At 62.6% G+C, this 26,460-nt stretch carries 25 protein-coding genes and 1 tRNA gene; 3 read left to right on the forward strand and 23 right to left on the reverse strand.

All coding sequences use genetic code 11. The features are described from left to right. Nucleotides 1-16: 16 nt before the first annotated feature. The 21 genes from nuoN to EDC62_RS02855 all read right to left on the reverse strand — a co-directional run bounded on the left by nuoN (nt 17) and on the right by EDC62_RS02855 (nt 20,675). A complete protein-coding gene (gene nuoN, locus EDC62_RS02755) occupies nt 17-1,510 on the reverse strand; it encodes an NADH-quinone oxidoreductase subunit NuoN (protein WP_124220221.1) in 1,494 nt (497 codons plus the stop codon). A gap of 22 nt (nt 1,511-1,532) precedes the next feature. Further along, nucleotides 1,533-3,008, reverse strand: a complete 1,476-nt coding sequence (locus tag EDC62_RS02760; protein WP_124220222.1) for an NADH-quinone oxidoreductase subunit M — start codon at nt 3,006-3,008, stop codon at nt 1,533-1,535. A gap of 13 nt (nt 3,009-3,021) precedes the next feature. After that, nucleotides 3,022-5,037: an NADH-quinone oxidoreductase subunit L gene (nuoL, locus tag EDC62_RS02765; RefSeq protein ID WP_124220224.1), complete on the reverse strand. Its 2,016-nt coding sequence runs from the start codon at nt 5,035-5,037 to the stop codon at nt 3,022-3,024. Between the two features lie 22 nt (nt 5,038-5,059). Then, on the reverse strand, nt 5,060-5,368 hold the full coding sequence (gene nuoK, locus EDC62_RS02770; protein WP_124221106.1) for an NADH-quinone oxidoreductase subunit NuoK: 309 nt from the start codon (nt 5,366-5,368) through the stop codon (nt 5,060-5,062). A gap of 2 nt (nt 5,369-5,370) precedes the next feature. Then, a complete protein-coding gene (locus EDC62_RS02775; protein ID WP_124220226.1) occupies nt 5,371-6,018 on the reverse strand; it encodes an NADH-quinone oxidoreductase subunit J in 648 nt (215 codons plus the stop codon). 45 nt (nt 6,019-6,063) lie between these two features. Next, complete coding sequence (nuoI, locus tag EDC62_RS02780) at nt 6,064-6,573, reverse strand: NADH-quinone oxidoreductase subunit NuoI (RefSeq protein ID WP_124220228.1); 510 nt, start codon at nt 6,571-6,573, stop codon at nt 6,064-6,066. Between the two features lie 14 nt (nt 6,574-6,587). Then, entirely contained in the window at nt 6,588-7,670 is a 1,083-nt protein-coding gene (gene nuoH, locus EDC62_RS02785) for an NADH-quinone oxidoreductase subunit NuoH (RefSeq protein WP_124220230.1), read from the reverse strand. After that, entirely contained in the window at nt 7,667-9,796 is a 2,130-nt protein-coding gene (gene nuoG, locus EDC62_RS02790) for an NADH-quinone oxidoreductase subunit NuoG (RefSeq protein ID WP_124221108.1), read from the reverse strand. Before nuoG ends, nuoH begins: the two co-directional genes overlap by 4 nt. A 13-nt stretch (nt 9,797-9,809) precedes the next feature. Continuing rightward, nucleotides 9,810-11,162, reverse strand: coding sequence for an NADH-quinone oxidoreductase subunit NuoF (gene nuoF / locus EDC62_RS02795; RefSeq protein WP_124220232.1), 1,353 nt, complete (start codon nt 11,160-11,162; stop codon nt 9,810-9,812). After that, on the reverse strand, nt 11,159-11,650 hold the full coding sequence (nuoE, locus tag EDC62_RS02800) for an NADH-quinone oxidoreductase subunit NuoE (protein ID WP_124220234.1): 492 nt from the start codon (nt 11,648-11,650) through the stop codon (nt 11,159-11,161). Before nuoE ends, nuoF begins: the two co-directional genes overlap by 4 nt. Continuing rightward, nucleotides 11,647-12,900, reverse strand: a complete 1,254-nt coding sequence (locus tag EDC62_RS02805; protein WP_124220236.1) for an NADH-quinone oxidoreductase subunit D — start codon at nt 12,898-12,900, stop codon at nt 11,647-11,649. The genes nuoE and EDC62_RS02805 overlap by 4 nt, the downstream gene beginning before the upstream one ends. A gap of 21 nt (nt 12,901-12,921) precedes the next feature. Beyond that, nucleotides 12,922-13,530, reverse strand: coding sequence for an NADH-quinone oxidoreductase subunit C (locus EDC62_RS02810; RefSeq protein ID WP_124220238.1), 609 nt, complete (start codon nt 13,528-13,530; stop codon nt 12,922-12,924). Nucleotides 13,531-13,543: 13 nt separating this feature from the next. Further along, nucleotides 13,544-14,023 carry a NuoB/complex I 20 kDa subunit family protein gene (locus EDC62_RS02815; RefSeq protein ID WP_124220240.1) on the reverse strand — a complete coding sequence of 160 codons (480 nt, stop codon included), beginning with the start codon at nt 14,021-14,023 and terminating at the stop codon, nt 13,544-13,546. Between the two features lie 24 nt (nt 14,024-14,047). Continuing rightward, nucleotides 14,048-14,407 (reverse strand): NADH-quinone oxidoreductase subunit A, encoded by a 360-nt coding sequence (locus tag EDC62_RS02820; protein ID WP_124220242.1) that lies wholly within the window; start codon nt 14,405-14,407, stop codon nt 14,048-14,050. Between the two features lie 60 nt (nt 14,408-14,467). Then, nucleotides 14,468-14,552: transfer RNA gene (locus EDC62_RS02825), tRNA-Leu, on the reverse strand. A 117-nt stretch (nt 14,553-14,669) separates the two neighbouring features. After that, nucleotides 14,670-15,059 carry a preprotein translocase subunit SecG gene (gene secG / locus EDC62_RS02830; RefSeq protein ID WP_124220244.1) on the reverse strand — a complete coding sequence of 130 codons (390 nt, stop codon included), beginning with the start codon at nt 15,057-15,059 and terminating at the stop codon, nt 14,670-14,672. 32 nt (nt 15,060-15,091) lie between these two features. Then, nucleotides 15,092-15,853: a triose-phosphate isomerase gene (tpiA, locus tag EDC62_RS02835; RefSeq protein ID WP_124220246.1), complete on the reverse strand. Its 762-nt coding sequence runs from the start codon at nt 15,851-15,853 to the stop codon at nt 15,092-15,094. After that, a complete protein-coding gene (locus EDC62_RS02840; RefSeq protein ID WP_124220248.1) occupies nt 15,840-16,868 on the reverse strand; it encodes an NAD(P)H-quinone oxidoreductase in 1,029 nt (342 codons plus the stop codon). The genes tpiA and EDC62_RS02840 overlap by 14 nt, the downstream gene beginning before the upstream one ends. Before the next feature lie 59 nt (nt 16,869-16,927). Continuing rightward, on the reverse strand, nt 16,928-19,051 hold the full coding sequence (pnp, locus tag EDC62_RS02845) for a polyribonucleotide nucleotidyltransferase (protein WP_124220250.1): 2,124 nt from the start codon (nt 19,049-19,051) through the stop codon (nt 16,928-16,930). 223 nt (nt 19,052-19,274) lie between these two features. Then, the gene (gene rpsO, locus EDC62_RS02850) at nt 19,275-19,541 is read right to left on the reverse strand and encodes a 30S ribosomal protein S15 (protein ID WP_124220252.1); all 267 of its coding nucleotides are present in this window, start codon (nt 19,539-19,541) and stop codon (nt 19,275-19,277) included. 138 nt (nt 19,542-19,679) lie between these two features. Next, the gene (locus EDC62_RS02855; protein WP_124220254.1) at nt 19,680-20,675 is read right to left on the reverse strand and encodes an aminotransferase class I/II-fold pyridoxal phosphate-dependent enzyme; all 996 of its coding nucleotides are present in this window, start codon (nt 20,673-20,675) and stop codon (nt 19,680-19,682) included. Between the two features lie 104 nt (nt 20,676-20,779). On the opposite strand from EDC62_RS02855, the gene EDC62_RS02860 reads away from it, so the two are divergent. After that, entirely contained in the window at nt 20,780-21,088 is a 309-nt protein-coding gene (locus EDC62_RS02860; RefSeq protein ID WP_124220256.1) for a hypothetical protein, read from the forward strand. On the opposite strand, the gene EDC62_RS02865 is transcribed toward EDC62_RS02860, so the two are convergent. Further along, a complete protein-coding gene (locus EDC62_RS02865) occupies nt 21,076-22,365 on the reverse strand; it encodes a branched-chain amino acid ABC transporter substrate-binding protein (protein WP_124220258.1) in 1,290 nt (429 codons plus the stop codon). The genes EDC62_RS02860 and EDC62_RS02865 overlap by 13 nt on opposite strands. Before the next feature lie 62 nt (nt 22,366-22,427). Next, nucleotides 22,428-23,468 carry a tRNA (adenosine(37)-N6)-threonylcarbamoyltransferase complex transferase subunit TsaD gene (gene tsaD / locus EDC62_RS02870; protein WP_124220260.1) on the reverse strand — a complete coding sequence of 347 codons (1,041 nt, stop codon included), beginning with the start codon at nt 23,466-23,468 and terminating at the stop codon, nt 22,428-22,430. Between the two features lie 79 nt (nt 23,469-23,547). Between tsaD and EDC62_RS02875 the strand changes: the two genes are divergently transcribed. Together EDC62_RS02875 and EDC62_RS02880 are read left to right on the forward strand one after the other, a co-directional pair. Continuing rightward, complete coding sequence (locus EDC62_RS02875) at nt 23,548-24,852, forward strand: nitrate regulatory protein (RefSeq protein ID WP_245968722.1); 1,305 nt, start codon at nt 23,548-23,550, stop codon at nt 24,850-24,852. A 384-nt stretch (nt 24,853-25,236) separates the two neighbouring features. After that, a complete protein-coding gene (locus tag EDC62_RS02880) occupies nt 25,237-26,436 on the forward strand; it encodes a CmpA/NrtA family ABC transporter substrate-binding protein (protein WP_124221112.1) in 1,200 nt (399 codons plus the stop codon). Nucleotides 26,437-26,460 lie beyond the last annotated feature (24 nt).

Here is a 26,460-nt window from a genome sequence, read left to right on the forward strand (position 1 = left end):
ACCGGGTTCGGCTCGCTCAAGAACCGAGCATGAGCACAATCGCCCGCGCGCAAATGTCCATCAGGCCTGCGGGCAGCAGACCCACCGCCAACAGCAAGGCCGCGTTGGCGGCAAGCACCGTGCGCGCGCCCGCCGGGGCCAGCACAACCCCACTGTGGCCGGTTTCGGGCGCGTCAAAGTACATGATCTTGACGACCCGCAGGTAGTAAAACGTCCCGATCAGCGACATCAGAACCGCGTAGACCGCGAGCGCCAAGTGCCAGGTCTCTCCGGTGGCCACCAAAGCCTGCAACACCGCGAGCTTGGCATAAAAGCCCACGAGTGGTGGAATCCCCGCCAAGGAGAACATGCAGGCAGCCATGATGCCGGCATAAAGCGGTGCCCGTTGGTTCAAACCGGCGAGATCCGTCAGTGCGTCACTCTCGAAGCCTTCGCGCGACAACAAAAGAATCACGCCGAAGGTCGCTACCGTCGTCAAGACATAAGAGACGACATAAAACATCGCCGAACTGTAGGCATTGGCCGCGGGCAATGCAGTGCCCTGAACGACGCCGCCAATCAGACCCAGCAACATAAAGCCCATTTGTGCGATGGTGGAATACGCGAGCATGCGCTTCAGGCTCGTCTGGGCAATCGCCGCCACGTTTCCGATCAACAAGGACGCCACGGCCAAAATCGCCAGCATCTGCTGCCAGTCGGGCGCCAGCGGCAACATACCCTCGACCAACAGCCGCATCACGATTGCGAATGCCGCGAGCTTGGGCGCACCTGCGATCAGCAAGGTGATGGCGGTGGGGGCACCTTGGTAAACGTCGGGGATCCACATATGGAACGGCACGACGCCCAGCTTGAAGGCCAGACCGGCCACGACGAACACCACCCCAAACACCAGCACCTGGTGGTGAATCTGCCTCGAGGCGATGGCCTTGAACACCTCGCCCAACTCCAGCGTGCCGGTGGCGCCGTAAATCATGGACAGGCCGTAGAGCAGGAACCCCGATGCCATCGCGCCCAGCACGAAATACTTCATCGCCGCCTCCGTCGCCGGAAGGTCGTCGCGCCGCAGAGCGACCAGCGCATAGCTCGAAAGCGTCAGCAATTCGAGTCCGAGGTAGATCACCAGCAAATGGTTGCCCGAGATCATGATGGACATGCCGAGCAAGGAAAACAGCGACAAGGCAAAGAGTTCACCGCCTCGAAGCATGCCCCGCACGGCAGCGTAGGGGCGTGCATAAACCATCGTTGCGGCCACCGCAAACGCAGCAAAGCACTTGAGCCAACTCCCCATCGCGTCCGTGACGACCATGCCGCCAAAGCCGTAGAGCGACTGATCCGTCTGGGCATAGAGCGCGTAGATGAGGCCCACCACGACCAAAGTCGCCTGAGTGAGCACATAAGTGGCCGTGCGCAAGACACTGGTCACGAACAAATCCGTGAGCAGCACCACGCAGCCCATCACGAGCAAAATGATCTCGGGGTAGACCGCGATCCAACTGAGCTTGTCGATCATAAATTTCCTCGTTCGGGCCGCGTCAGTTCAACTTGGAAACCGCAACATGGCGCAGCAACTCGCTGACCGAAACCTGCATCACGTCCGTCAAAGGCTTCGGATACAGCCCCATCCAGAGAACGGCAATCGCCAGGAAACCCAGGACCAAGAACTCTCGACCACTGATGTCCTGGAGTTCACGCACATGGTCATTGGCCACCGGCCCGAAATACACGCGCTTCACCATCCACAGCGTATAGGCGGCGCCAAAGATCAAGGCCGACGCGGCAGCAAGGCCCAGCCAGAAATTCGCCTTGACGGAGGCCAGGATCACGAGCCATTCGCCGACGAAGCCCGCCGTGCCGGGCAAGCCGCAGTTGGCCATCGCAAACAGCAAGGCGAACGCAGTGAACTTCGGCATGGTGTTGACCACGCCGCCGTAGGCGGCAATCTCGCGCGAATGCACACGGTCGTACAAAACGCCAATACACAGGAACATGGCCGCCGAAACGAAGCCGTGCCCAATCATCTGCACCAGTCCGCCCGTGACACCGAGTTCACTGAACAAGAAAAAGCCCAGGGTCACGAAGCCCATGTGCGCCACCGACGAGTACGCCACCAGCTTCTTCATATCCTGCTGCACGAGCGCGACCAAACCGACATAGATCACAGCCACGATGGACAGCGCGATCATCAGCCAGGCCAATTCCCGCGAGGCGTCCGGCGTAATGGGCAGGGAAAACCGCAGAAAACCGTAGGCCCCCAGCTTGAGCATGATCGCCGCAAGCACCGCCGAGCCTCCGGTCGGCGCCTCCACGTGCACATCGGGCAACCAAGTATGCACCGGCCACATCGGAACCTTCACGGCGAAGGCGGCGAGGAACGCGAGAAACAGCAAGGTCTGCGCGCGCCCGGTCAGGGGCATCTGTTGCCAGGTCGCGATGTCAAAGCTGCCGCCCGAAGTCACGTAGAGGTAAACCAACGCCACCAGCATCAGCAGCGACCCGAGCAAGGTATACAGGAAGAACTTGAAGGCCGCATAGATCTTCCTCGGCCCGCCCCAGACCCCGATGATCAAATACATCGGGATCAGGGTCGCTTCGAAGAAGACGTAAAACAACATTCCGTCGAGCGCGGCGAATACGCCGATCATCAGCCCGCTCAAAATGAGGAAGGCCGCCATGTACTGGTTCACGCGCTCGGTGATCGAAGACCAGCTCGCGATCACCACGATCACGGTGATGAACGCGGTCAACAGCACGAACCACAGCGAGATACCGTCGACCCCGAGGTGGTAATTGACGCCATAGCGTTCGAACCAAGGATGCAATTCGACGAACTGCATGGCCGCGGTCGAGGCATCGAACTGCCCGTAAAGCGGCACGGTCACCAAGAATCCGGCCAGAGCGCCGATCAAAGCGATCCAACGGACCGCCGCCTGCTGTTCGTCCCGGCCGAGCATCAGCAGCACCGTGCCAAAGGCGATCGGCAGCCAGATCGAAAGACTCAACAAACCCATCTTATTTTTCCTCTCAGCTGCTGAGCCAGACAAAGTACGTCATCAGCACGAACACGCCGAAAATCATCGCCAGCGCATAGTGATACAGGTAACCGGTCTGCAGGCGACGCATCCGGCCAGCCACTCGCGCCACGAGCTTCCACGATCCATTGACCACCAGCCCATCGATGAGCGTGGCATCCCCCGCTTTCCAAAAAACCCGCCCCAGGATCCGAGCACCGCGGGCCAGCACATGCTCATTGAACCAGTCGAGGTAGTACTTCTCCTCGAGCACGCGGTAAATCGGGGCGAGCGCACGCCGGATCGCGGCGGGCAAAGCCGGGTTCACGAGATAGAAGTAGTACGCAAGCACAGCTCCGGAAATCGCCAACCAGAAAGGCGGCGTCGCGAACGCATGCAGCGCCATGGCCAGCGGGCCATGGAACTCCTCGGCAAGTTCGGCCATGACCGGATGCCGAGCGGCATCGACTGCGATCACACCATCAAAGAACGAGCCAAACACCACGGGCTCGATGGTGAGATAGCCGATGGCCACCGAGGGAATCGCCAACAGAATCAGCGGGAGCGTCACCACCCAGGGCGACTCATGAGGCGAATGGCCGCCTCCGTGATGAGCATGATCGCTGTGCCCGTGACCATGCGCTTGATTGAAACGTTCCTTCCCGTGAAAGACGAGGAAGTAGAGACGGAACGAGTAGAAGGACGTCACAAACACGCCAGCCAAGACCGCGAATGCCGCAAAGCCAGAGCCCGGCAGGTGGCTGGCCTGGACCGCCTCGATGATCGTGTCTTTCGAATAAAAGCCTGAAAAGAACGGCGTACCAACCAGCGCGAGGGTCCCGATCAAGGACGTGATCCAGGTAATCGGCATGTACTTCCTCAATCCGCCCATGTGGCGGATATCTTGGTCATGGTGCATCCCCATGATGACCGAGCCAGCGCCGAGGAACAGCAAGGCTTTGAAGAAGGCATGCGTCATGAGATGGAAGACGCCAGCGGAATACGCGGAGACGCCCAAGGCCACCGTCATGTATCCGAGCTGCGAAAGGGTCGAATAAGCAACCACCCGCTTGATGTCGTTTTGGATGATGCCCAAAAAGCCCATGAACAAGGCGGTGATCGCCCCAATCACTAGAACGAAGGAAAGCGCCGTATCACTCAGCTCGAACAAGGGCGACATCCGGGCGACCATGAAGATCCCCGCGGTCACCATGGTCGCCGCGTGAATGAGGGCCGAGATCGGCGTCGGGCCTTCCATCGAATCGGGAAGCCAGACATGCAAGGGAAACTGCGCCGATTTCCCCATCGCGCCGATGAAGAGGCAGATGCAAATCACCGTGATCAGCGCCCAATCCGTTCCCGGGAAAGGCAGTGGCGCCAGTTCGGTCGCCTTGGCAAAGATTTCCCGATACTCCAAGGAGCCGGTGTAGGCGGCAATCAAGCCGATTCCCAAGATGAAACCAAAGTCGCCGACCCGGTTGACCAGGAAGGCCTTCATGTTCGCGAAGATGGCGCTCGGGCGGTTGAACCAGAACCCGATCAACAAATACGAGACCAGGCCCACCGCCTCCCAGCCAAAAAACAGCTGCAAGAGGTTATTGCTCATCACCAACATCAGCATGGAGAAGGTGAAGAGCGAGATGTAGGCAAAAAAGCGGTTATACCCTTCGTCTTCCTCCATGTAGCCGATGGTGTAGATGTGCACCATCAGTGACACGAAAGTCACCACACACATCATCATGGCGGTGAGGCTGTCGACGAGAAAGCCAACCTCCATCTTGAGCCCGCCCGCAGACATCCAGACGTAGATCGAATCCTCGAAACGGGCGCCCTCCGTCGCCACCGCCTTCAGCACCCAGGCGGAGAGAAGAAAGGAGATCAGCACGCCCAAAATGGCGCTTCCATGGGCCACTCGGCGCCCAATGAGATTGCCTCCGAAGGCCGTTCCCGGGATCCCCGCAAGCACCGCACCGAGGAGCGGTGCCAAAGGAATGGCGAGCAACGTCGTTGCCGTAAGGGTTTGACTCATGTTTGATTTCCAGGATTGCCGCTCAGCCCTTGAGCAGGTGCATTTCGTCGACGGCCACACTGTGACGGTTGCGGAACAGCAGGACCAGCAAAGCCAATCCTATGGCCGACTCGGCCGCCGCCACCGTCAGGACAAAAAACACGAACACCTGACCATGCATGTCACCGAGGTATCGAGCAAAGGCCACGAAGTTCAGGTTGACCGCCAACAGCATGAGTTCGATCGCCATCAGCAACACGATGAGGTTCTTCCGGTTCAGAAAAATCCCCACGAGGCCGATCGCGAACAGAATCGCACCGAGCGCCAGGTAGTGGCCCAGACCTACCGTCATCATCATTTCGCCTCCCCACGATCCACCGCCGTAGCCCCCGCCACAGGCGCCACCCCAGGCAACACATCCCGAACCAGGCGCACCCGATCCGCAGCCCGCACATGGACCTGCAACGACGGATCAATGAACTTCGAGTCTTTGCGGCGGCGCAGCGTCAATGCGATCGCAGCCACCATCGCGACGACCAGAATCACCGCCGCCACTTGCAACGGATAAAGGTACTCGGTGTACAGGAGTCGTCCGAGCGCCTGGGTGTTGGGAATTTGGGCCCACGCCGGCGCAAGCGCTGCAGGCATGGTCACCGAGCCATACCCGGTCAACAATACCGCGGCCATCTCCGCCGCAACCAGCGCACCCAGCCCGGCCGCCAGGGGGAAATGCCGCCAAAACGCACCCCGGACCCGGTCGACACGGATGTCGAGCATCATCACAACAAACAGGAACAGCACCATGACCGCGCCCAGATAGACCAAAACCAGCGTAATCGCCAGGAATTCGGCCTCGAGCAGCAGCCACACGCCCGCGGCCTGCGAAAAAGCCAGCATCAGGTAAAGGACTGCATGTACCGGGTTCTTTGCTGTGATGACGCGCAGGGCGGCAAACAGCAAGACCGCAGAAAACAGATAAAAAAAGCCGGAAGGGACGTCCATGGGATCTGTAAGGGGTTCGGGTGATTCGACCGCGCCAAGGCGCCTTCAACGGTATTTGGCATCCGCGGCTTTGGCCGCCGCGATCTCGGCCTCATAGCGGTCGCCGATCGCCAGCAGCATCGGCTTCGTGAAATAAAGGTCGCCCCGCTTCTCGCCGTGATACTCGAAGATGTGGGTTTCCACGATGGAGTCCACAGGGCAGCTCTCCTCGCAGAAGCCGCAGAAAATACACTTGGTCAGATCAATGTCGTACCGAGTGGTCCGGCGGGTGCCGTCCTCACGCTCCGTGGATTCGATCGTGATGGCCATGGCCGGGCAAACTGCCTCACACAGCTTGCAGGCAATGCAGCGTTCCTCGCCGTTTTCGTATCGGCGCAGCGCGTGGAGGCCCCGAAACCGTGGAGAAAGCGGCGTCTTCTCCTCGGGATACTGAACCGTCACCTTGCGCTGCAGCGCATACCGACCCGTCAGGGCCATGCCCTTGAACAGCTCGACGAGCAAGAAGCTCTTGAAAAAATCCCGAATCGAAAACGGGGTTACTGCCGTGGTTGCCATGGTTTTCTTCCCGGTCAGTTCCAAATATTCCAGGGCGTATGCATCCAGATGCCAACGATGACGAGCCAGACCAAAGTGACCGGGATGAAGATCTTCCAACCCAGACGCATGATTTGGTCGTAGCGGAATCGGGGGAAGGTCGCCCGGATCCAGATGAACATCGACACGACCACAAAAGTCTTCAGTCCAAGCCAGATCCAGCCGGGAATCGCATTGAAGATTGCGCTGTCGATCGGCGGCAGCCAGCCCCCCAGGAACATCAAGGTCGCAAGAATCGAGACGAGCCACATGCTCGCGTACTCGGCGAGGAAGAAGATGGCAAAGCCCATCCCCGAGTACTCGACCATATGCCCCGCAACGATCTCCGCTTCCCCTTCCACGACGTCGAAAGGATGGCGGTTCGTTTCAGCAACGCCGGAAATGAGATAGACAAGAAAGATCGGCAACAAGGGCAACCAATTCCAGGAAAGGAAGTTGAGCCCCATCCCTGCCGCCCAGCCTCGCGCCTGCCCGGCCACGATGTCCCCGAGGTGCATGCTGCCCGAAACCATCAACACGACGACGAAGCAAAAGCCCATCGCGATCTCATAGCTGACCATCTGGGCCGAAGCGCGTAGCGCACCCAGGAAGGGATACTTGGAGTTGGAAGCCCAACCCGCGATGATCACGCCATAGACCTCGATCGAGGTGATTGCCATCAGGACGAGCAAGCCTGCATGGACGTTCGCCAAAACGAGGTCTGGGCCAAAGGGCACCACAGCCCAGGCCCCAAGGGCCGGCATGATCGCCAAGACCGGCCCCAGGAAGAACAGCCCTTTGCTGGCCGCCGTGGGGCGAATAATCTCCTTCGTCAGCAGTTTCAACGCGTCCGCGATTGGCTGCAGCAGACCGAACGGGCCGACGCGGTTCGGACCATGACGAACCTGCATGAAACCCAGCAGCTTGCGCTCCCAGAGCGTCAAATAGGCCACCGCCAGCATCAAGGGAACCAGAACCGCCACGATCTTGAGCAGGATCCAAAGCACGGGCCAGACCAAGCCGGACCACCAGGCCTGGTCGACGAGCTCCAGACCGCCACGATAGAGTGCGTCGATCATGCCTGCCCCCCTTCACGCCCCAGCCGACCATCGGCGGTCGCCTGTAAAGAAGGCGCCCGGCGCACCAAGGAATCGAGCTGATAAATACTGGCCACCACCGGTTCGCCTGCATTCGACTCGATCCGAATCGGAGCAGCGGTGCGGTTGTTCAAGAGGTCTTCACGAACCAAGGCGCCTTCGCCCCAGCTGGCCCGCAACGTGGCGAGGATTTCTTGCGTGGACTCGGCATCGAAACCCGGCAATTCCAACAGATTCCCGAGGACGCGGAGCACCTTCCACGCGGGCCGAGTCTCGCCGAGCGGCTTGACGACCGCATTGAAACTCTGCACGCGCCCCTCTGCGTTCACAAACGTACCCGAGGTCTCCGTGAAAGGCGCCACTGGCAGCAGCACATCGCTGAAGTCGAGATTCGCCTTGAAGGGCGTCAAACTGACCACCAGAGCGCATCGGGCCAATGCCTCCCGAGCCTTGTCGCCGGCCGCGCTGTCGTAGACCGGCTCGTTCTGCACGAGCAACAACGCATCCACCGCCCCCGAGAGCATCTCGGCGGCATTGCGGCCCTGAGCCTGGGGTTGAACACCGACCAGTTGCATCCCGACGGTGTTGGCCGCCTCGGTCAAATAACCCACCCGCGCGCCGACGGCATTTCCGATCCATTGGGCCAATGCCAGCAGCGTCGAGGCGTTCGCGTGGTGCGCAGCCCCGTTGCCGAGCAAGACCGCAGCCGACTTGCCCTCGCGCAGCAACACCCGAGCAATCGCCTCAGCGGCCTCGGTCGCTACGCCGGGCGCCGGGGCGGGCAGCCCTTTCGCGCGGGCAATTGCGACAGCCACATCGGCCATCGCCTGCGCCCAATCGGCGGCGCGAACCGCCTGCTGATGCGCCATAGGCATTGCCCAATCCGTGCCGCCCGCGTCGAACCGGCACACCTGTGCCCCATGGCGAGCGGCCTGGCGGATCCGCTGGGCAAAAAGAGGGTGATCCTTGCGCAGGTTCGAACCAACCACCAGCACCGAATCCAGGCGCGACAGGTCGGTGATCGGCATCCCCAGCCACCGCACACCCTCGAACGCGGGGAATTCGGCGTTGCGGAGCCGGTAGTCCAGGTTGTCACTGCCCAAGCCTCGAATCAAGGCGCGGGTCAGGTAAGCCTCTTCGCAGGTCACATGCGGGCTGATGAGGGCGCCGATCGCTTGCGGCCCCTTTTCGCGCTGGATATCCCGCAGCCCAGTCGCCACGAACTCCAAGGCGGTCTGCCAATCGACCTCCTGCCACTGTCCGCCCTGTTTGATCATGGGGCGCGTCAAGCGGTCGGGCCCGTTGAGGGCCTCGTAAGAAAACCGATCGCGATCGGCGATCCAGCACTCGTTGACGGCCTCGTTTTCGAAGGGCACGACGCGCATCACCTGCCCGTTCTTGACTTGCACCACCAAGTTCGCGCCCGTCGAATCATGCGGACTGATCGATTTGCGGCGCGAGAGCTCCCATGTCCTGGCCTTGTAGCGGAAGGGTTTGCTGGTCAGCGCCCCTACCGGACAAATGTCGATCATGTTGCCGGACAGCTCCGAATCGACCGTCGAGCCGACGAAGGCCTCGATCTCGGAATGTTCCCCGCGATGCGACATGCCGAGTTCCATGACGCCGGCGATCTCCTGGCCGAAGCGAACGCAGCGCGTGCAATGGATGCAGCGACTCATCTCTTCCATGGAAATCAACGGGCCGACATCCTTGCTCGGCACGACCCGCTTCTCCTCTGCATATCGAGAGGTGGAGCCGCCATAGCCGACCGCGAGGTCTTGAAGCTGGCACTCACCGCCCTGGTCACAGATGGGGCAATCGAGCGGATGGTTGATCAGCAAAAACTCCATCACCGCCTGCTGCGCCTGCACGGCCTTCTCGCTCTTCGTGCGAACGATCATGCCCTGCGTCACCGGCGTGGCGCAGGCCGGCATCGGCTTGGGCGCCTTCTCGATGTCGACCAGGCACATACGGCAGTTGGCCGCGATGCTGAGCTTTTTGTGATAGCAAAAATGAGGAATGTAGGTGTGCAGCTTCTCTGCCGCCTGCATCACGGTGCTGCCTTCGGGCACCTCAACCTTTTTGCCGTCCAGTTCGATTTCAACCATGGGTGCCGTCCAGTCAGCCGTGAGCGGAAACCAGGCAGGTTCCGTGCTCCACGTGGTGTTCGAATTCCGATCGGAAGTGCTTGAGCATTCCGCGCACCGGCATTGCGGCCGCATCACCGAGGGCACAAATCGTGCGGCCCATGATGTTGTGCGCCACGTTGTCGAGTAAATCCAGATCGCCCGGCCGCCCTTGGCCGTGTTCGATGCGGTCGACGATGCGCCAAAGCCAGCCAGTGCCTTCACGACAGGGCGTGCATTGCCCGCAGGACTCGTGCATATAGAAGTAGCTCAGCCGCAACAGCGACCGAACCATGCAACGCGTGTCGTCCATGACGATGACTGCGCCCGAGCCAAGCATGGAGCCTGCTTTCGCGATCGAGTCATAGTCCATCGTGCAGTCCATCATGATCGATGCCGGCAAAACCGGCGCCGACGAACCACCGGGAATCACGGCCTTTAAAGGCCGGCCGCCACGCACGCCCCCCGCGAGTTCGAGGAGCTTCGAAAACGGCGTGCCCATCGGGACTTCATAGTTCCCAGGGCGCTCGACATCCCCAACCATGGAGAAAATCTTGGTGCCCCCGTTGTTGGGCTTACCACATTCGAGATAGGCCTTCCCCCCATTTCGAATGATCCACGGCACCGCCGCGAAGGTCTCGGTGTTGTTGATCGTCGTGGGCTTGCCATACAAGCCAAAGCTTGCGGGGAAGGGCGGCTTGAACCGTGGCTGACCCTTCTTGCCCTCGAGCGACTCGAGCAGAGCCGTTTCTTCACCGCAGATATAGGCGCCAAAACCGTGGTGCGCGTAGAGCTCGAAACTGAAATCAGTCCCAAGGATGCGCGGGCCCAGATAGCCGGCCTCGCGGGCCTCCGCTAGCGCTTCCTCGAACCTCTCGTAGGTCTGAAAAATCTCGCCGTGGATGTAGTTGTACCCCACGGTGATGCCCATCGCATAGGCTGCGATCGCCATCCCCTCGATCACCAGGTGCGGGTTGTAGTTGAGGATGTCGCGGTCTTTGCAAGTACCCGGCTCGCCTTCGTCCGAATTGCACACCAGGTATTTCTGCCCCGGAAACTGCCGCGGCATGAAGCTCCACTTCAAGCCGGTCGGGAAGCCCGCGCCACCGCGACCACGCAGGGCCGACTCTTTCACTTCGGCGATGACCTGCTCCGGGGTCAGGCCCGGCCCGCCATCCAGTCCGAGGATCTTGCGCAAGGCTTGATAACCGCCGCGCGCCTCGTAATCCTTGAGCCGCCAATTCCGCCCGTCGAGACCGGCGTAGATCTGCGGGGAAATATGCCGGCCATGAAAGCAGGTCTCGGTACCTTGGGCCCGGAACCGTTCAAGCACTTCAGACGCGCTCATTTCTGCACCTCGGCTGCTTTGAGCCCGTCGACCAACTGATCGAGGCGTTCGTCCGTCATGAAGCTGCACATGCTGCGGTCGTTGACCAGCATGACGGGCGCGTCGGCGCAAGCGCCGAGACACTCGCATTGCTGCAACGTGAAGAGCCCATCAGGAGTCGTCTCGCCAACCCCGATGCCGAGCTTTTGAGCCAGATACTCGAGCGCATGCCCGCCGTTACGGAGCTGACATGGCAGGTTCGTACAAACATTCAGTTTGTACCGGCCCACGGGCTCTCGGTTGTACATGTTGTAGAACGTCGTGACCTCGTGAACCGCCATGGGCGCGATGCCCAGGTACTCGGCAAGATCCCGCTCCGCCTCGAGACTGACGTAGCCCTGCTCTTGTTGGATGATGGCCAAGCAAGCCATCACGGCCGACTGGCGCTGCTCCGGCGGATACTTGGCCACCTCGCGGTCAAACCGCGCCTTTGTCGCTTCCGGGATCATCGATCGATCTCTCCAAAAACAATGTCGAGCGTGCCTATGATCGCAACGGCGTCGGCCAGCATGTGCCCGCGTACGAGTTCGTCGAAGGCAGAGAGGTGGACGAAGCCGGGCGGCCGGATCTTGAGCCGGTAGGGCTTATTGGCACCGTCGCTCACGAGGTAAATCCCGAACTCTCCCTTTGGATGCTCGACCGCCGCATAGACCTCGCCCTCCGGGACATGGAAACCCTCGGTGAACAGTTTGAAGTGATGGATGAGGTCTTCCATATTGGCCTTCATCGCCTCACGCGAGGGCGGGGCCACCTTATGGTTGTCCGTGATCACCGGGCCGGGATTCGCTCGGAGCCAGTCGACGCATTGTTTGATGATTCGGTTCGACTCGCGCAGCTCTTGGACGCGCACCAAATAGCGGTCATAACTATCCCCCGTCACGCCCACGGGGATGGCAAAGTCGAGGCGGTCGTACACCTCGTACGGCTGGGTTTTACGCAGGTCCCAAGCGATACCAGAGCCGCGCAACATCGGCCCCGTCAAGCCGAGATTCAGAGCGCGCTCCGGGGTAACCACGCCAATGCCGACCGTGCGCTGCTTCCAGATTCGATTGTCGGTGAGCAGCGTCTCGTACTCGTCGACGCACTTCGGGAACCTTTGGGTGAAATCGTCGATGAAGTCGAGCAGCGAGCCGCGCCGGTTGGCGTTGCGCTCTTCGACCGCCTTCGCGCTGCGAATTTTGCTCGGCGCATACTGCGGCATGCGGTCGGGCAGGTCGCGATAGACGCCCCCCGGCCGGAAGTATGCGGCGTGCATGCGAGCGCCGGAGACCGCTTCATACATGTCGAAGAGGTCTTCGCGCTCACGGAAGGTGTAGATCAAGATGGTCGAGCTGCCGCAATCGTTTCCATGGGAACCCAACCACATCAGGTGGTTGAGGATCCGAGTGATCTCGGCAAACATGACCCGGATGTACTGCGCCCGCAGCGGAACCTCGATACCCAGCAGCTTCTCGATCGCCAAGCAATAGGCGTGCTCGTTGCACATCATGGAGACATAGTCCAGCCGGTCCATATACGGCAGCGACTGGATGAAGGTCTTGTGCTCAGCGAGTTTTTCGGTCGCGCGGTGCAAGAGCCCGATATGCGGATCGGCACGCTGGACGACCTCGCCGTCGAGTTCGAGCACCAAACGCATCACACCGTGCGCGGCAGGGTGCTGTGGCCCGAAGTTCAGGGTGTAGTTTTTGATATCGGCCATGGCTCTGAAAGGGTAGGCGCGTCAGTGAAGTCCGCCGTAGCCATCCTCACGGATGATCCGGGGCGTGATCTCCCGAGGCTCGATGCTGACGGGCTCATAAACGACGCGTCGCTGCGTCGCGTCGTAGCGCATCTCCACATGGCCCGACAGCGGGAACTCCTTGCGGAACGGGTGCCCAATGAACCCGTAGTCGGTCAAGATGCGGCGCAGGTCTTCGTGCCCTTCGAAAACGATGCCGAACAGATCGAATGCCTCACGCTCAAACCAGTTCGCCGAGTTCCACAGCTTGGTCACCGAGGGCATCACGGGAAACTCATCGTCCGGGCAATAAACCTTGACACGGAGACGATGATTGAGCGAAATGGACAGCAGATGAACGACCACCGCAAACCGCTGCCCGGTCCACTCGCCATCCCGATACGCGGAATAGTCGATCCCACAGAGGTCGATCAATTGCTCGAACCGACTCCGCGGATCGTCGCAAAGTCGTGCCATGGCCTCGAGGTAGCGGTCTGCCCGAAGAACCGCGGTGACCTCGCCGCGGGATACGGAAACCGACTCCGCATCCTCACCCAACACTGCCGCGATCGATGCACGAAGCATCTCGACCGAATCCGCTGGAGCCGTCATTTGCCTGAACCTTTCACACGCGTGCGATCGTCTGAGTCCGGCGGATCTTCTGCTGGAGCTGGATGATCCCGTAGATCAACGCCTCCGCGGTGGGTGGACAGCCCGGAACATACACATCCACCGGCACGATCCGATCGCAGCCCCGGACGACCGAATAGCTGTAGTGGTAGTAGCCCCCGCCGTTGGCGCAAGACCCCATGGACAAGACGTAGCGCGGCTCACTCATTTGGTCGTACACCTTGCGCAGAGCCGGCGCCATCTTGTTGCACAGCGTGCCGGCGACGATCATCAAGTCGCTCTGGCGGGGACTCGCGCGGAACACCTCAGCACCGAAGCGACCTAGGTCATAGCGAGCGGCCGCTGCGTGCATCATCTCGACGGCGCAGCAAGCAAGCCCGAAGGTCATTGGCCACAAAGAACCCGTCTTGGCCCAATTCACCACGGTGTCGTAGCTCGTGGTGATGAACCCTTCCTTCAGAACACCTTCGATCATCTCAGCGACTCCGGTTGACCAGACTCATTCCCAGTCCAGGGCACCCTTTTTCCACTCGTAGACAAAGCCGACGACGAGGATGGCAAGGAAGATGAGAACCGCGACAAACCCAGTCAGGCCCACATCGCGCAAGGCGACAGCCCAAGGGAAGAGAAAGGCGATTTCGAGGTCGAAAAGAATGAAGAGGATTGCGACGAGGTAATAGCGCACATCGAACTTCATGCGCGCGTCCTCGAACGCCTCGAAACCACACTCGTAGGGGGAGTTTTTCTCGGGATCCGGGCGATTGGGCCCGAGAAGATAACCAAAGACCAACGGGAGAACCCCGACTGCAATGCCAACCAGCAAAAACAACAGGACAGGAAGATACTGGTCGAGTCTCATGATTGGTCTTCAGGTTTGGAGGCGAATGCCGTCGCGCTGCGACCGCATTGCTCCAGATGTTGGTGCCGACGGCGAGACTCGAACTCGCACAGCTTTCGCCACTACCCCCTCAAGATAGCGTGTCTACCAATTTCACCACGTCGGCTGGAGACGGCTTCGATGCTTCGGCCTTGAGCCTTAGGCATTCGAGACAGCCGGGATTGTAGCCTGAAAAGACCCTGGTTTTAGGCTTTCAGGGGTATTTTTCAGACTGGCGTAGGACTCAGCGTGCGGGAGCCGCCGACGACGCGGGCTGGGAAGTCGGTGCGGCCGGCTGCGCCGAGATTCCCGAAGGAATCTGGACCGCCGCGCTGGCGGCCGGAGCCGGGACCGCAGCGGACTCGAGCACGCTCGTGCCCCCCGACGGGACGGCGCGGATGTGACCGAAATAGGCCAGCATCAGCGTGCACACGAAGAACACGGTCGCCAAGACCCCAGTGGTGCGCGAGAGGAAGTTGGCGCTGCCGCTCGCACCAAAGAGGCTGCCGGAGCCGCCGCTGCCGAAGGCCGCCCCCATGTCGGCACCCTTGCCGTGCTGAATGAGGATGAGGCCGATCATGCCAAGTGCGCTGAGGACTTGAATGACAAGAAGCAGTTTGACGAGGATGGTCATGAGTGAAGTTCCAAAGAGGCGAAAGATCGAAATCAGCCCGCCGCTGCAATGATGGAAAGAAAGTCTGGCACTTTCAACGAGGCTCCGCCGATCAGCCCGCCGTCGATGTCCGGTTGGGCGAGCAAGGCCGCGGCGTTGGCCGCGTTCATACTGCCCCCATAGAGAATGCGGATCCGATCGGCGCGCTCGCTTGCCGCACGCAGCTGTGCTCTGAGCACCGCATGCACTTCTTGCGCTTGCTCGGGAGAGGCGGTTCGGCCCGTGCCGATCGCCCAGACCGGCTCATAAGCGACGACGATCTCGCTGATGCAGTGACCATTGAGATGGATGACCGCTGCGAGCTGCTGTTTGACGGCCACCTCCGTCAAACCCGCCTCGCGCTGCGCCAGCGTTTCACCGACACAGACGATGGGCGTGAGGCCTGCGGCCAGCGCTTTTTGCACCTTGATCGCGACGTGGGTATCCGTCTCTCCGTGGTAGCTGCGGCGCTCGCTGTGTCCAACGATCACGTAGCGAACCGCGAAGTCGCGCAGCATCGCGGCCGAAACCTCGCCGGTGTACGCACCGCTGTCGTGCATGGACAGATCCTGAGCGCCGAGTTCGACCGCCCCCCCCTGCTCCAGCAAGGATCGGACCTGCTGCAGATACGGTGCCGGCGGACAAACCGCCACATCGCATTGAGGTATTGCCCGCGCCAGCCCCTCGTGGATGCCGGTCACCAAGGCTTCGTTGAACGCCAGGCTTCCGTTCATCTTCCAGTTGCCGGCAATGAGTTTGCGTTTATTGCTGCTCATCGTGATTCCATGTGAGAACGATCTTGCCGATGTGCTGCCCAGACTCCATCAGCGCGTGCGCGTGGACAGCGCCGTTCGAGTCGGTGTCGCCGCCTTCAATGACAGGGAAAACCGCATGAATCACAGGCCGAACCGCGCCGCGCTCCAGCAAGGGCCAGACGTGTTCGCGCAAGGCCGCGGCAATGGCAGCCTTGAATGCGACCGGGCGGGGCCGCAAGGTCGAGCCGGTGATGGTTAGGCGGCGCCGCATCAGCACACCGGCATCAAAGCCGCTCTGAGCGCCGCCCTGGGTCGCAATGATGACGAGCCGCCCGTCTTCGGCCAGGCAGCCCACCTCCCGGGCGACATATGCGCCGGCCACCATGTCGAGCACCACATCCGCGCCCCGGCCCTCGGTGAACCGAAGGACCTCAGCGGCGAAATCCTGCGTCCGGTAATTGATGGCTGCGTCGGCCCCAAGCGCCCGACACGCTTCGCAGCGCTCGTCACTGCCCGCGGTCGCGATGACTTTGGCGCCAAACGCGCGCGCCAGCTGAATGGCAGTGACGCCGATACCGCTCGCCCCTCCTTGCACCAGAAGCACCTCGCCCGAACGCAGCCGGCCGCGATCGAAAACATTGCTCCAGACGGTGAAGAAGGTTTCGGGCAAGGCGGCCGCCTCCTCGTCGGACAGCCCGGCCGGGACCGGCAGACACTGGCCCACGGGTGCCACGCAATACTGCGCATAGCCCCCGCCCGACAGCAAGGCACAGACGCATTGCCCTACCGCGAGGCCCGCGGCGCGCATGGCCGGCTCATCGCCAGCAACGATGACGCCAGCAACCTCGAGCCCAGGGATGTCCGAAGCGCCGGGTGGCGGCGGATAGGCGCCCTTGCGCTGCAAGACATCGGGGCGGTTCACACCGCTGGCATGGACACGGATGAGCACCTCGCCCGGGCCCGGCCGCGGGATTTCGCGCTCGGCGACCCGCAAAACCTCGGGGCCGCCGGGCGCTGCGATTTCGATGACTTTCATCGGGGCTTAGCCAAACAATCGAAAACGAGGCTCCGGACCGAACCCGGAGCCCCTGGGCATCAGCCCTGCCCGCCTTCCGATGCGGGCGCCGGACGATCTGCCAAAGCCTTCATCGACAGCTTGACGCGACCCTTGTCGTCGGTCTCGAGAACCTTCACCCGCACAACCTGGCCCTCTTTGAGGTAATCGGAAACCTTCTCGACCCGGTCGTGCGAAATTTGGCTGATGTGCAGCAGCCCATCCTTGCCGGGCAGAACGTTGACGAGTGCACCGAAGTCCAAAATCTTGGTCACCGGGCCTTCATAGACTTTGCCGACCTCGACTTCGGCGGTCAGCTCCTCGATGCGGCGCTTGGCCTCGGCGGCCTTTGCGCCGTCGGTCGCGGCGATCGTGATGGTTCCGTCCTCGCCGATGTCGATCTGAGTGCCGGTTTCCTCGGTCAGTGCACGGATGACCGCGCCGCCCTTGCCGATGACGTCCCGGATTTTCTCGGGGTTGATCTTCATCGTGTAGAGCTTCGGAGCAAAGTCCGAAATCTCGGCCTTGGCTTCGCCCATCGCCTCCTGCATTTTGGCGAGGATGTGCATCCGGGCTTCCTTCGCCTGAGCCAAGGCCACCTGCATGATTTCCTTGGTAATGCCTTGGATTTTGATGTCCATCTGCAGGGCCGTGATGCCCGTGGTGGTCCCAGCCACCTTGAAGTCCATGTCGCCCAGATGGTCTTCGTCACCCAAGATATCGGTCAACACGGCAAACCGGTTGTCTTCCTTGATGAGTCCCATCGCGATGCCTGCGACATGCGCCTTGAGCGGCACGCCCGCATCCATGAGCGCCAAGCACCCCCCGCAGACCGAGGCCATCGAGGAGGAACCGTTCGATTCCGTGACTTCAGAGACGACCCGGATGGTGTAGGGGAACTCGTCCTTGCTTGGCAACACGGCAACGAGCGCGCGCTTGGCCAAGCGGCCGTGGCCGATCTCGCGGCGCTTGGGCGAACCGAAGCGCCCAGCCTCACCGGTTGCAAACGGCGGCATGTTGTAGTGCAGCATGAAGCGGTCTTCATACTCGCCTGCAAGGGCGTCGATGCGCTGGGCGTCGCGCTCGGTACCGAGCGTTGCCACGGCCAAAGCCTGCGTCTCGCCCCGGGTGAACAGCGCCGAACCGTGGGTGCGCGGCAGCACGCCATGGCGAATCTCGATCGGACGCACCGTGCGGGTGTCGCGCCCGTCGATGCGCGGTTCGCCAGCAAGGATTTGGCTGCGGACGATGCGCGACTCGATCTCGAAGAGCAAGGCTTCGACCTTGACCGGATCGAACTCGATGCCCTCGGCCTGAAGGTCGGCCATCACGGCTGCGTAGGCCTCGCGGCAAGCCTGGGTGCGCGCCTGCTTGTTGCGAATCTGGTAGGCCGCACGAAGCTTGTCCTCGGCGTAAGCATTCACCTTGGCGATCAAGGTCTCGTCACGCACGGGGGGCTTCCAGTCCCACAGCGGCTTGCCCGCCTCGCGCACGAGTTCATGGATCGCTTCGATCGCGATCTTGCCTTGTTCATGACCGAACACGACGGCGCCGAGCATGACCTCCTCGGGCAGTTGCTGGGCTTCGGACTCGACCATCAAGACGGCGCTTTCGGTGCCGGCGACGACGAGATCCATCTGGCTGTTGGCCAGTTGCGTCGGCCCTGGGTTGAGCACATACGCGCCGTTGACGTAGCCCACACGGGCGGCGCCGATCGGGCCATGAAAAGGGATGCCACTGATGGCCAGCGCCGCGCTGGCGCCGATCATCGAGGGGATGTCGGCCGGAACCTCGGGGTTGAGGCTCAACACATGGATGATGACCTGAACCTCGTTGTAAAAGCCCTCGGGGAACAGCGGACGGATCGGCCGGTCGATCAGACGGCTGGTGAGCGTTTCCAACTCGCTGGGGCGGCCTTCGCGCTTGAAGAAGCTGCCCGGAATCTTGCCGGCGGCATAGGCTTTTTCCGTGTAATCGACGGTCAGGGGGAAGAAATCCTGCCCGGGCTTGGCGGTCTTCGAGGCGACGACGGTCGCGAGGATGACGGTGTCGTCGATGTTGACGACGACCGCTCCGGTGGCTTGACGCGCGATTTCACCCGTCTCGAGGGTGACGGTTTGATGACCCCACTGGAAGGTCTTGGTGACTTTGTTGAACATGGACATGGTGGGTGCTCCTGATGAGAACGGTGGCGCATGAGGCCGCGCCGGTTGCCCGAGCTCGTTACCCGAACACGATGCCATTCCAGCAGAACTCTGCAGTCGAGCCCTCTTGGAATGACACAGCGCGCATCCGATGAACGAACCTCGAAGTGAAAAACGCCTGAGCTAGAAACCTAACCCAGGCGTTTTGTACGCATGGCCAAACGGTGTTGCCTGGCCGAAAGGTTTACTTGCGCAAACCAAGCTTGTTGATCAGCGCCACGTAGCGGGCGGCATCGCGGCTCTTGAGATAGTCCAGAAGCTTGCGGCGACGGCTCACCAGACGCAGCAGACCGCGACGGCCGTGATGGTCTTTGGCGTGGGTTTTGAAGTGCGGCGTCAGCTCGTTGATACGCGCCGTGAGCAGCGCAATTTGCACCTCAGGGCTGCCCGTATCGTTGGCGCTGCGGGCGTTGGCCTTGACGACCTCGGCTTTGACGGAAGAAGAAATCATGAGAGGTTCCTTGGAAATTGTCGGAATCGACTTGTGACTTGCGCCAGCGACTGAACGGGCCGCGGGCGTGCGCCTTGCACCATGCAAAGCTTTGGAATTATAGGGCAACGCTGAACGAGTCCCTCCCGCCCGCCTTCGTCACAGCGCCCGAGGATTGCCTGATTGAGCGGCGAGCCAAGCATCGAGCCGCTCGACGCCGCGGTCGAGGCGATCGAGATCGCGCGACGCAAAGCACCAGCGCAGCCAGCTGCGGGCTTCAGGGCCGAAAGCGGCGCCGGGGGCGAGGCCCAATCCCGCCTCGGCAGCCAACCGTTTGGCCAAGATCAGCGAATCCTCGTAGCCTTCCAAGCGAAAGAACGCATACATGCCGCCCCGCGGAACCGACACCTGCAGGCGCGGCAGTCGCGCGAGCGCCGAAACCAAGCGATCGCGGCCCGATCGGAGATGGCGGACCAAGCGCGGCGTGAGTTCATCCGTTCGCTCGAGCGCGGTGATCGCCGCCCGCTGGGTGAAAACCGAATTGCACGAGGTGTTGAATTCGATGAGCTTGCCGACGTGCTCGGTGAGCGAGGCGGGCATCACCAACCAACCGAGCCGCCATCCCGTCATCAAGAAACTCTTGGAAAAGCTCTGAACGACGACCAGCAGCCGCGTCTGCGGGGTGATCGCTGCGAGCAGGACCTCGAGGTCGAGCGACCACTCGCCACCAGGGCTGCCTGCGGGGCGCAGGGGCACACAGCGCAGTCGAGCACTGAGGATGTGCGGCTGCGCCGTGAGGTTGGGCCACACGGGCGTGACGACGACCACCTCGTCGCCCGGATCCACCAGCGCCTGCATGGCGATCATGAGCCCGTTGACACCACCCGCGGTGATGGCGATGCGATCGACGCCAATTGCGGGGTGCCAGTCGCTGATGTAGCGCGCCACCGCCTCGCGCAACTCGGGCAAGCCCAGGTTGTGCGCGTAAAACGTCTCCCCCGCCTGCAATGAGGCAATGGCCGCCTCGCGGATGAACGCGGGTGTGACCTCGTCGCTTTCGCCGAACCAAAAAGGCAGCACGTCGCTGCGGCCGATGCCGGCATTGGCTACCTCCCGGATCAGGGAGGGACTGAGTTCGCGAACGGCTGCGCGCATGGAACGAAACTCCAAATCGAGGCTGGGCGTGGGAACGAGATCATGCCAAACTTGCACCGAGAGACCCCCACCCCCGTTCAAGCGGTACAACCCCACTCGCTGCCATGCCGACCCTGCCCTTTGCCCGACTGACCAGCCGCCGCACGCGCCGCGCCCCCGCCGCCATCTGCCTGGCCCTATGCCTGGCCGTAGGACTGCCCGCGCCGGCTGCGACCGACCCCACGAACCTCGCCAACCTGGATCACCCCGTCAAAAAACGGCGCAAAGCCACCGTCCACCCGAAGGGTGAAGCCCACCCGCGCGCGATCTTCGACAAGGGTTCGGCGGAGACGACGGCCGAGCGCGACCGACGGCTCAAGCGCGAATGCAAGGGCCGGCCGAACGCCGGCGCCTGTCTCGGCTACGCGAGCTGAGGCCGCCGCATGCGGCAGGTCGTGGGTAACGAGGCGTCATCGGCCGAGAGCCGGCGGATGACCCGGAACCCGTAGCCCGAACCCTCGACATCGAAGGGCACACCGGGTGTGCCCTGACGGTCCATCAGGCCGACGACGAGCGGCTGCTGAAACTGGTGGTCGACCGCGCGCATCGTTCCGCGCTGCCCCGCGAGGGCGACGTCGGCCCGCTCGAGCTGCAGTGCCACGGCGCGGGACTGCACGGTCGCCGCGCGCTCGATCGACTGTGCCAGCGCTTCGATCATCAGTTGCATGCGCATGTGGACGTAGTCGTCGGCCGGCTTGGGGAAGCGGGCGCGGAAGCTGCGGTAGAACGCCTCGGCCGCAGGGTCGGGAACGTTGGGCAACCAGTCGGCCACGGCCAGGACCCGGCCGACGCCGGCTTCACCAATGGCCGCGGGCGTGCCCAGGGCGTTGCCATAGAAGGTATAGAACTTGCCGTCGAAGCCCCCCTCGCGTGCGGCGCGCACGAGCAAGGTGAGGTCGTTCCCCCAGTTGCCGGTAATCACCGCCTGCGCGCCGCTGGCCTTGATCTTGGCAACGTAAGGCAAGAAATCTTTGACCCGGCCCATCGGGTGCAACTCCTCCCCGAGGATGCGCACATCCGGCCGTTCGGCAGCCAGCTGCTGGCGGGCGAGGCGCAGCACCGCTTGGCCAAAGCTGTAGTCTTGCCCGATGAGGTAGACGCCTTGCACCGCGCGGTCCTCGCGCAGCACGCTCATCAACGCCTTCATGCGCATTTCGGCGTGGGCATCGAAGCGGAAATGCCAGAAACTGCAACGCTCGTTGGTGAGCACCGGATCGACGGCGGAATAGTTCAAAAACAGGACTTGGCGCTCGGGATCGCGCTCGTTGTGCTTTTCGATCGCATCGATCAGGGCCGCCGCATTGGCCGACGAATTTCCCTGCAGCACGATGCGCGCACCCGACTCGATCGCCGAACGCAGCGCGGCGATCGCCTCCTCGTTTTGGCCCTTGCTGTCGTAGCGCACCAACTCGAGCGGTCGAGCACCTCCGGGCAGCACAACCCCACCGCGCGCATGGACGCGCTCACAGGCCCAGAGCAGATTGCGCCAAACCGCCTCACCGGCGTTGGCGAACGGTCCGCTGAGCCCCTCGATCAGGGCCAGTCGAATCGGGGCAGCGGCGTTGCCCGTTTGCGCGCGGGCCGATACACCCCAGGGCAAGGCCCCGAGGGCCGCGATCCGAGCGAGAACTTTTCGACGCGAAGCGTACAATTTTTACTCCTTTTTCAATAGCATGAAAGCACCGTAACACGCCGGCATAGCGGCGATTTCGATCAAAAATCAATGGCCTCGAGCGGCCAGCGCGGCTGCACGTCGAAGGCGTAGCCGCGTTGCGGGCGCGCCACCCCGGCCTGCACGCGCAGCGCGGCGGCGAGCGCAATCATGGCGCCGTTGTCGGTGCACAAATGCAGTTCGGGGTAGTGCACCCGAACGCCGCGGCGCGCGCAGGCCGCGTCGAGCTGGCTGCGCAATGCGCGGTTGGCACCCACGCCGCCGGCGACCACCAGGCGCTGCAGACCGGTGGCGTCGAGCGCGGCCAGGGACTTCTTCACCAGCACCTCCACGATGGCCGCCTGCGTGCTGGCCGCCAGGTCGGCGCGCACCTGCGGGTCGTCGAGCGCGGGGCCGAGCTTCTTCACCTGGGTGAGCACCGCCGTCTTGAGACCGGCGAAGGAGAAATCCAGATCGCCGCTGTGCAGCAGCGGCCGCGGCAGCTTGAAGGCGGCCGGATCACCGCCCTCGGCCAGCGTTGATAGCGCCGGCCCGCCGGGGTACGGCAAACCAAGCAGTTTGGCCGATTTGTCGAAGGCTTCGCCCGCGGCGTCGTCGATGGTCTCACCCAGCAACTCGTAGCGGCCCACGCCGTCGACCCGCATGAGCTGCGTGTGTCCGCCCGAGACCAGCAGCGCGACGAACGGAAACTCGGGCGGGTCCGCGCTCAGGAACGGCGAGAGCAGATGGCCCTCGAGGTGATGCACAGGCAGAACGGGTTTTTCGAGCGCCGCCGCCAGCGCACAGGCCACCCCCGCGCCCACGAGCAGCGCGCCCGCGAGCCCCGGCCCGCGGGTGTAGGCCACCAGGTCGATGGCATCCACGCCGCAGCCCGCCTCGCGCAGCACCTCGCGGGTGAGCGGCAACACGCGGCGGATGTGGTCACGGCTGGCAAGCTCGGGCACCACGCCGCCATAGGCTTGGTGCATGTCGATCTGGCTGTGCAAGGCATGCGCGCGCAAGCGCGGCACCCCCGCACCCAGCGCCTCAACCAGCGCCACCCCGGTTTCATCACAGGAGGATTCGATACCCAGAACCAGCATCGGGCGAGTGTACGCGTGGGGAAAGGGTCCCGCGGGAGCGGCAAGACGCGCACGGCACACAACTTGCTGCGATCTCGCCATGTCCAACGTCGCCGAGCTTGCACACGCGATGAAAACCAGTCTCGACTACCTGATCGACGCCAAGCGCTGCGAGATCGCCGAGCTCAAGCGGCTGGCGCAAACCTCCGGGCTGGTCGATGGTATCGGCGGCCTCGTGCATGCGCTGCAGCGCGAGCGGGGGCTGTCCAATCTCTACCTCGCCTCGGGCGGCAGCCGCTCCCTTGAAGCACTGATGGCGCAACACCGGCTAACCGATCAGCTGGTTCAGTTATCCGCGCAGACCTTCGAGGGGCTGGACGTCGAGGCGCATCCGGCCGCACACGGGGCGCGGCTGTTTGCACGGGTCGCCTTGGCAGCGCAGGGGCTGTCCGTGCTCGATGCTCTGCGCCAGCGGGTACTGGCCTGTGCAGAGAACACCGTCCGCACCTCTGCAGCTTACGCGCGGCTCATCGATGCCCTGCTCGCGGTCGTCTTCGAAGCGGCAGACAGCGCGGCGGATCCGGCCATCTCCCGCCTGCTGGTGGCTTTGTTCAATTTCTCCCAAGGCAAGGAACTCGCCGGGCAGGAGCGTGCCACCGGGTCGGCTCTGTTCGCCGCTGGCCAGGCGCAGGCCGAGGCCCAGCAGCGGCTCATGCGGCTGATTGACTCGCAGGAGCGGTGCTTTCTGGTGTTCGCTGAGTTTTCCGGCGAGTCGCTGCGCGCCCGCTGGCGCGACCTGCAGACCGTCGAAGGCGTCGCCACGCTCGAGCGCCTGCGCCGCGTGCTGCTCAGCACGCCGCCCACACAGCCCCTCGACGTCGAAGCCAGCCAGAGCTGGTTTGACGCCTGCACCCAACGGCTCGACGCGATGCGCGGCATCGAAGTCGAACTCACGGCCGAACTGCAAGCGCGGTGCCGGGAACGGCTGCGCGCTGCGAACGACGACCTGCGCGGCCTGCAGACCCGGCTCGCGCGCGGCGAGGCCAGCCTGGGCGCAGACGCGTTCGAATTCTTTGCCGATGCCGTCGGCGGCTCTGCGCCCCCCGTCCAAGCCAGCGCGGGCGCCGTCGGGCCCCAGCTCGAGCGCTCGGTCCACGAACTCGTCCACGCACAGGCCCAGCAGTTGCAGGCAATGAGCGCCGAACTCGAAGCGGTGCGGGCGAGCCTACAGGAACGCAAGCTCATCGAACGCGCCAAAGGCGTGTTGATGGCCCACCGACAGCTCAGCGAGGAAGACGCCCACAGCACCCTGCGACGCCTGGCGATGGACCAGGGTAAGCGCTTGGTGGAGGTCGCAGAAGCGCTGTTGGCCATGGCGCCCATGCTTCCGACTGAGCCCCGCTGACCGAGCTGCTGCAATGCACAAAAAACGGGCCAATTGAACAAGCACGCACCACAACGGCGCGCCGGCAAACCCGTTGTAGGGCATACACCACCAACCCGCTGAGCCAGGAGGGCCTGCCCGGCCGCCGAAAGCGGCTGATCTTCGGCAAAAGAGCCCTGGCACGGTACCTGCATATGGTGAACCAACGCGCGGGGCCAACGGCGGTCCGGCGCGATCCAAGGACAACGGCGTCCGTTGCTCGACCCAGAACCAGGGTCAAGCGATGGACGCCGTTTGCGTTTCCGGTATCTGGTTTTTTTGCTCTAGGAGAGTCCCATGTCTGCCAAGCCCATCCCCCTCGTTACGACGCCGACCCGTGAAGCCGCCACGACACGGCGTCGTTTCATGCGCACCGCAGGCGGCGCGGCCTTGTTCGCGAGCCTGGGCTACCACCCCGTTTGGGCCGCTGGCTCGGACGCGCCGGAGAAGAAGGAGGTGAAGATCGGCTTCATTCCACTGACCGACTGTGCCAGTGTGGTCATGGCCAATGTGCTCGGCTTTGACAAAAAGTACGGCGTCACCATCGTGCCGACCAAGGAAGCCAGCTGGGCTGGCGTGCGCGACAAGCTGGTCAACGGGGAACTGGATTTCGCCCATGTGCTCTACGGCCTGGTGTACGGCGTACACATGGGCACGGCCGGGCCGAAGAAAGACATGGCCGTGCTCATGGGCATCAACCACAACGGCCAGGGGATCAGCCTGTCCAAGGCGCTGGCCGACAAGGGCGCGGTCGACGGCCCATCGCTCAAGAAGTACATGGCCGCGAACCCTCGTGAATACACCTTCGCCGGCACCTTCCCCACCGGCACACACGCCATGTGGATGCACTACTGGCTGGCGGCGGCGGGCATCAACCCGCTTTCGGGCGCCAAGCTGATCACCGTGCCGCCACCGCAGATGGTCGCCAACATGCGCGTGGGCAACATGGACGGCTTCTGTGTCGGCGAGCCCTGGAACCACCGCGCCATCATGGACGGCATCGGCATCACCGCCAACACCACGCAGGACATCTGGAAAGACCACCCCGAAAAAGTGCTGGGTACGACGGCCGAGTTCACCCAGAAATACCCCAATACGACGCGCGCCGTGATGATGGCAGTGCTCGAAGCCAGCCGCTGGATCGACGCCTCCCTGCAAAACAAACTGAAGATGGCTGAAACAGTGGCGCAAAAGTCCTACATCAACACCGATGTCAACGCCATCAACCAGCGCATCTTGGGCCGCTACCAAAACGGCCTGGGCAAGACCTGGGACGACCCCAACCACATGAAGTTCTTCAATGACGGCAAGGTCAACTTCCCCTACCTGTCCGACGGCATGTGGTTTATCACCCAGCACAAGCGTTGGGGCCTGATCAAGAGCCACCCCGACTACCTCGCCATCGCCAAACAGGTCAACCAGATCGAGCTCTACAAGTCGGTCGCCAGCGCGATGGGCATCAGCGTGCCCAAAGACCCCATGCGCAGCAGCAAGCTGATGGACGGCGTGGTCTGGGACGGCAAGGACCCTGCCAAGTACGCCGAATCGTTTGCCATCAAGGCGTGAAACCCCTCACCCCAGGAGTCACCA

This window comes from Tibeticola sediminis (assembly GCF_003843835.1).
Lineage (GTDB): Bacteria > Pseudomonadota > Gammaproteobacteria > Burkholderiales > Burkholderiaceae_C > Tibeticola > Tibeticola sediminis.

Bases quoted from the DNA above. Each gene is read 5' to 3' on its own strand.
- nuoE (WP_124220234.1), bottom strand. From the start codon at position 11,650: ATGATCCCGGAAGCGACAAAGGCGCGGTTTGACCGCGAGGTGGCCAAG.
- EDC62_RS02840 (WP_124220248.1), bottom strand. From the start codon at position 16,868: ATGAAAGTCATCGAAATCGCAGCGCCCGGCGGCCCCGAGGTTTTGCGG.
- EDC62_RS02805 (WP_124220236.1), bottom strand. From the start codon at position 12,900: ATGGCCGATATCAAAAACTACACCCTGAACTTCGGGCCACAGCACCCT.
- nuoG (WP_124221108.1), bottom strand. From the start codon at position 9,796: ATGGTTGAAATCGAACTGGACGGCAAAAAGGTTGAGGTGCCCGAAGGC.
- nuoL (WP_124220224.1), bottom strand. From the start codon at position 5,037: ATGAGTCAAACCCTTACGGCAACGACGTTGCTCGCCATTCCTTTGGCA.
- EDC62_RS02880 (WP_124221112.1), top strand. From the start codon at position 25,237: ATGCGCACCGCAGGCGGCGCGGCCTTGTTCGCGAGCCTGGGCTACCAC.
- nuoH (WP_124220230.1), bottom strand. From the start codon at position 7,670: ATGATCGACGCACTCTATCGTGGCGGTCTGGAGCTCGTCGACCAGGCC.
- EDC62_RS02815 (WP_124220240.1), bottom strand. From the start codon at position 14,023: ATGATCGAAGGTGTTCTGAAGGAAGGGTTCATCACCACGAGCTACGAC.
- nuoN (WP_124220221.1), bottom strand. From the start codon at position 1,510: ATGATCGACAAGCTCAGTTGGATCGCGGTCTACCCCGAGATCATTTTG.
- EDC62_RS02760 (WP_124220222.1), bottom strand. From the start codon at position 3,008: ATGGGTTTGTTGAGTCTTTCGATCTGGCTGCCGATCGCCTTTGGCACG.
- EDC62_RS02855 (WP_124220254.1), bottom strand. From the start codon at position 20,675: ATGCGCGCAGCCGTTCGCGAACTCAGTCCCTCCCTGATCCGGGAGGTA.
- secG (WP_124220244.1), bottom strand. From the start codon at position 15,059: ATGACCATCCTCGTCAAACTGCTTCTTGTCATTCAAGTCCTCAGCGCA.
- tsaD (WP_124220260.1), bottom strand. From the start codon at position 23,468: ATGCTGGTTCTGGGTATCGAATCCTCCTGTGATGAAACCGGGGTGGCG.
- EDC62_RS02810 (WP_124220238.1), bottom strand. From the start codon at position 13,530: ATGACGGCTCCAGCGGATTCGGTCGAGATGCTTCGTGCATCGATCGCG.
- EDC62_RS02860 (WP_124220256.1), top strand. From the start codon at position 20,780: ATGCCGACCCTGCCCTTTGCCCGACTGACCAGCCGCCGCACGCGCCGC.
- rpsO (WP_124220252.1), bottom strand. From the start codon at position 19,541: ATGATTTCTTCTTCCGTCAAAGCCGAGGTCGTCAAGGCCAACGCCCGC.
- EDC62_RS02775 (WP_124220226.1), bottom strand. From the start codon at position 6,018: ATGGACGTCCCTTCCGGCTTTTTTTATCTGTTTTCTGCGGTCTTGCTG.
- EDC62_RS02820 (WP_124220242.1), bottom strand. From the start codon at position 14,407: ATGAGACTCGACCAGTATCTTCCTGTCCTGTTGTTTTTGCTGGTTGGC.
- nuoK (WP_124221106.1), bottom strand. From the start codon at position 5,368: ATGACGGTAGGTCTGGGCCACTACCTGGCGCTCGGTGCGATTCTGTTC.
- EDC62_RS02875 (WP_245968722.1), top strand. From the start codon at position 23,548: ATGTCCAACGTCGCCGAGCTTGCACACGCGATGAAAACCAGTCTCGAC.
- nuoF (WP_124220232.1), bottom strand. From the start codon at position 11,162: ATGAGCGCGTCTGAAGTGCTTGAACGGTTCCGGGCCCAAGGTACCGAG.
- pnp (WP_124220250.1), bottom strand. From the start codon at position 19,051: ATGTCCATGTTCAACAAAGTCACCAAGACCTTCCAGTGGGGTCATCAA.
- nuoI (WP_124220228.1), bottom strand. From the start codon at position 6,573: ATGGCAACCACGGCAGTAACCCCGTTTTCGATTCGGGATTTTTTCAAG.
- tpiA (WP_124220246.1), bottom strand. From the start codon at position 15,853: ATGAGCAGCAATAAACGCAAACTCATTGCCGGCAACTGGAAGATGAAC.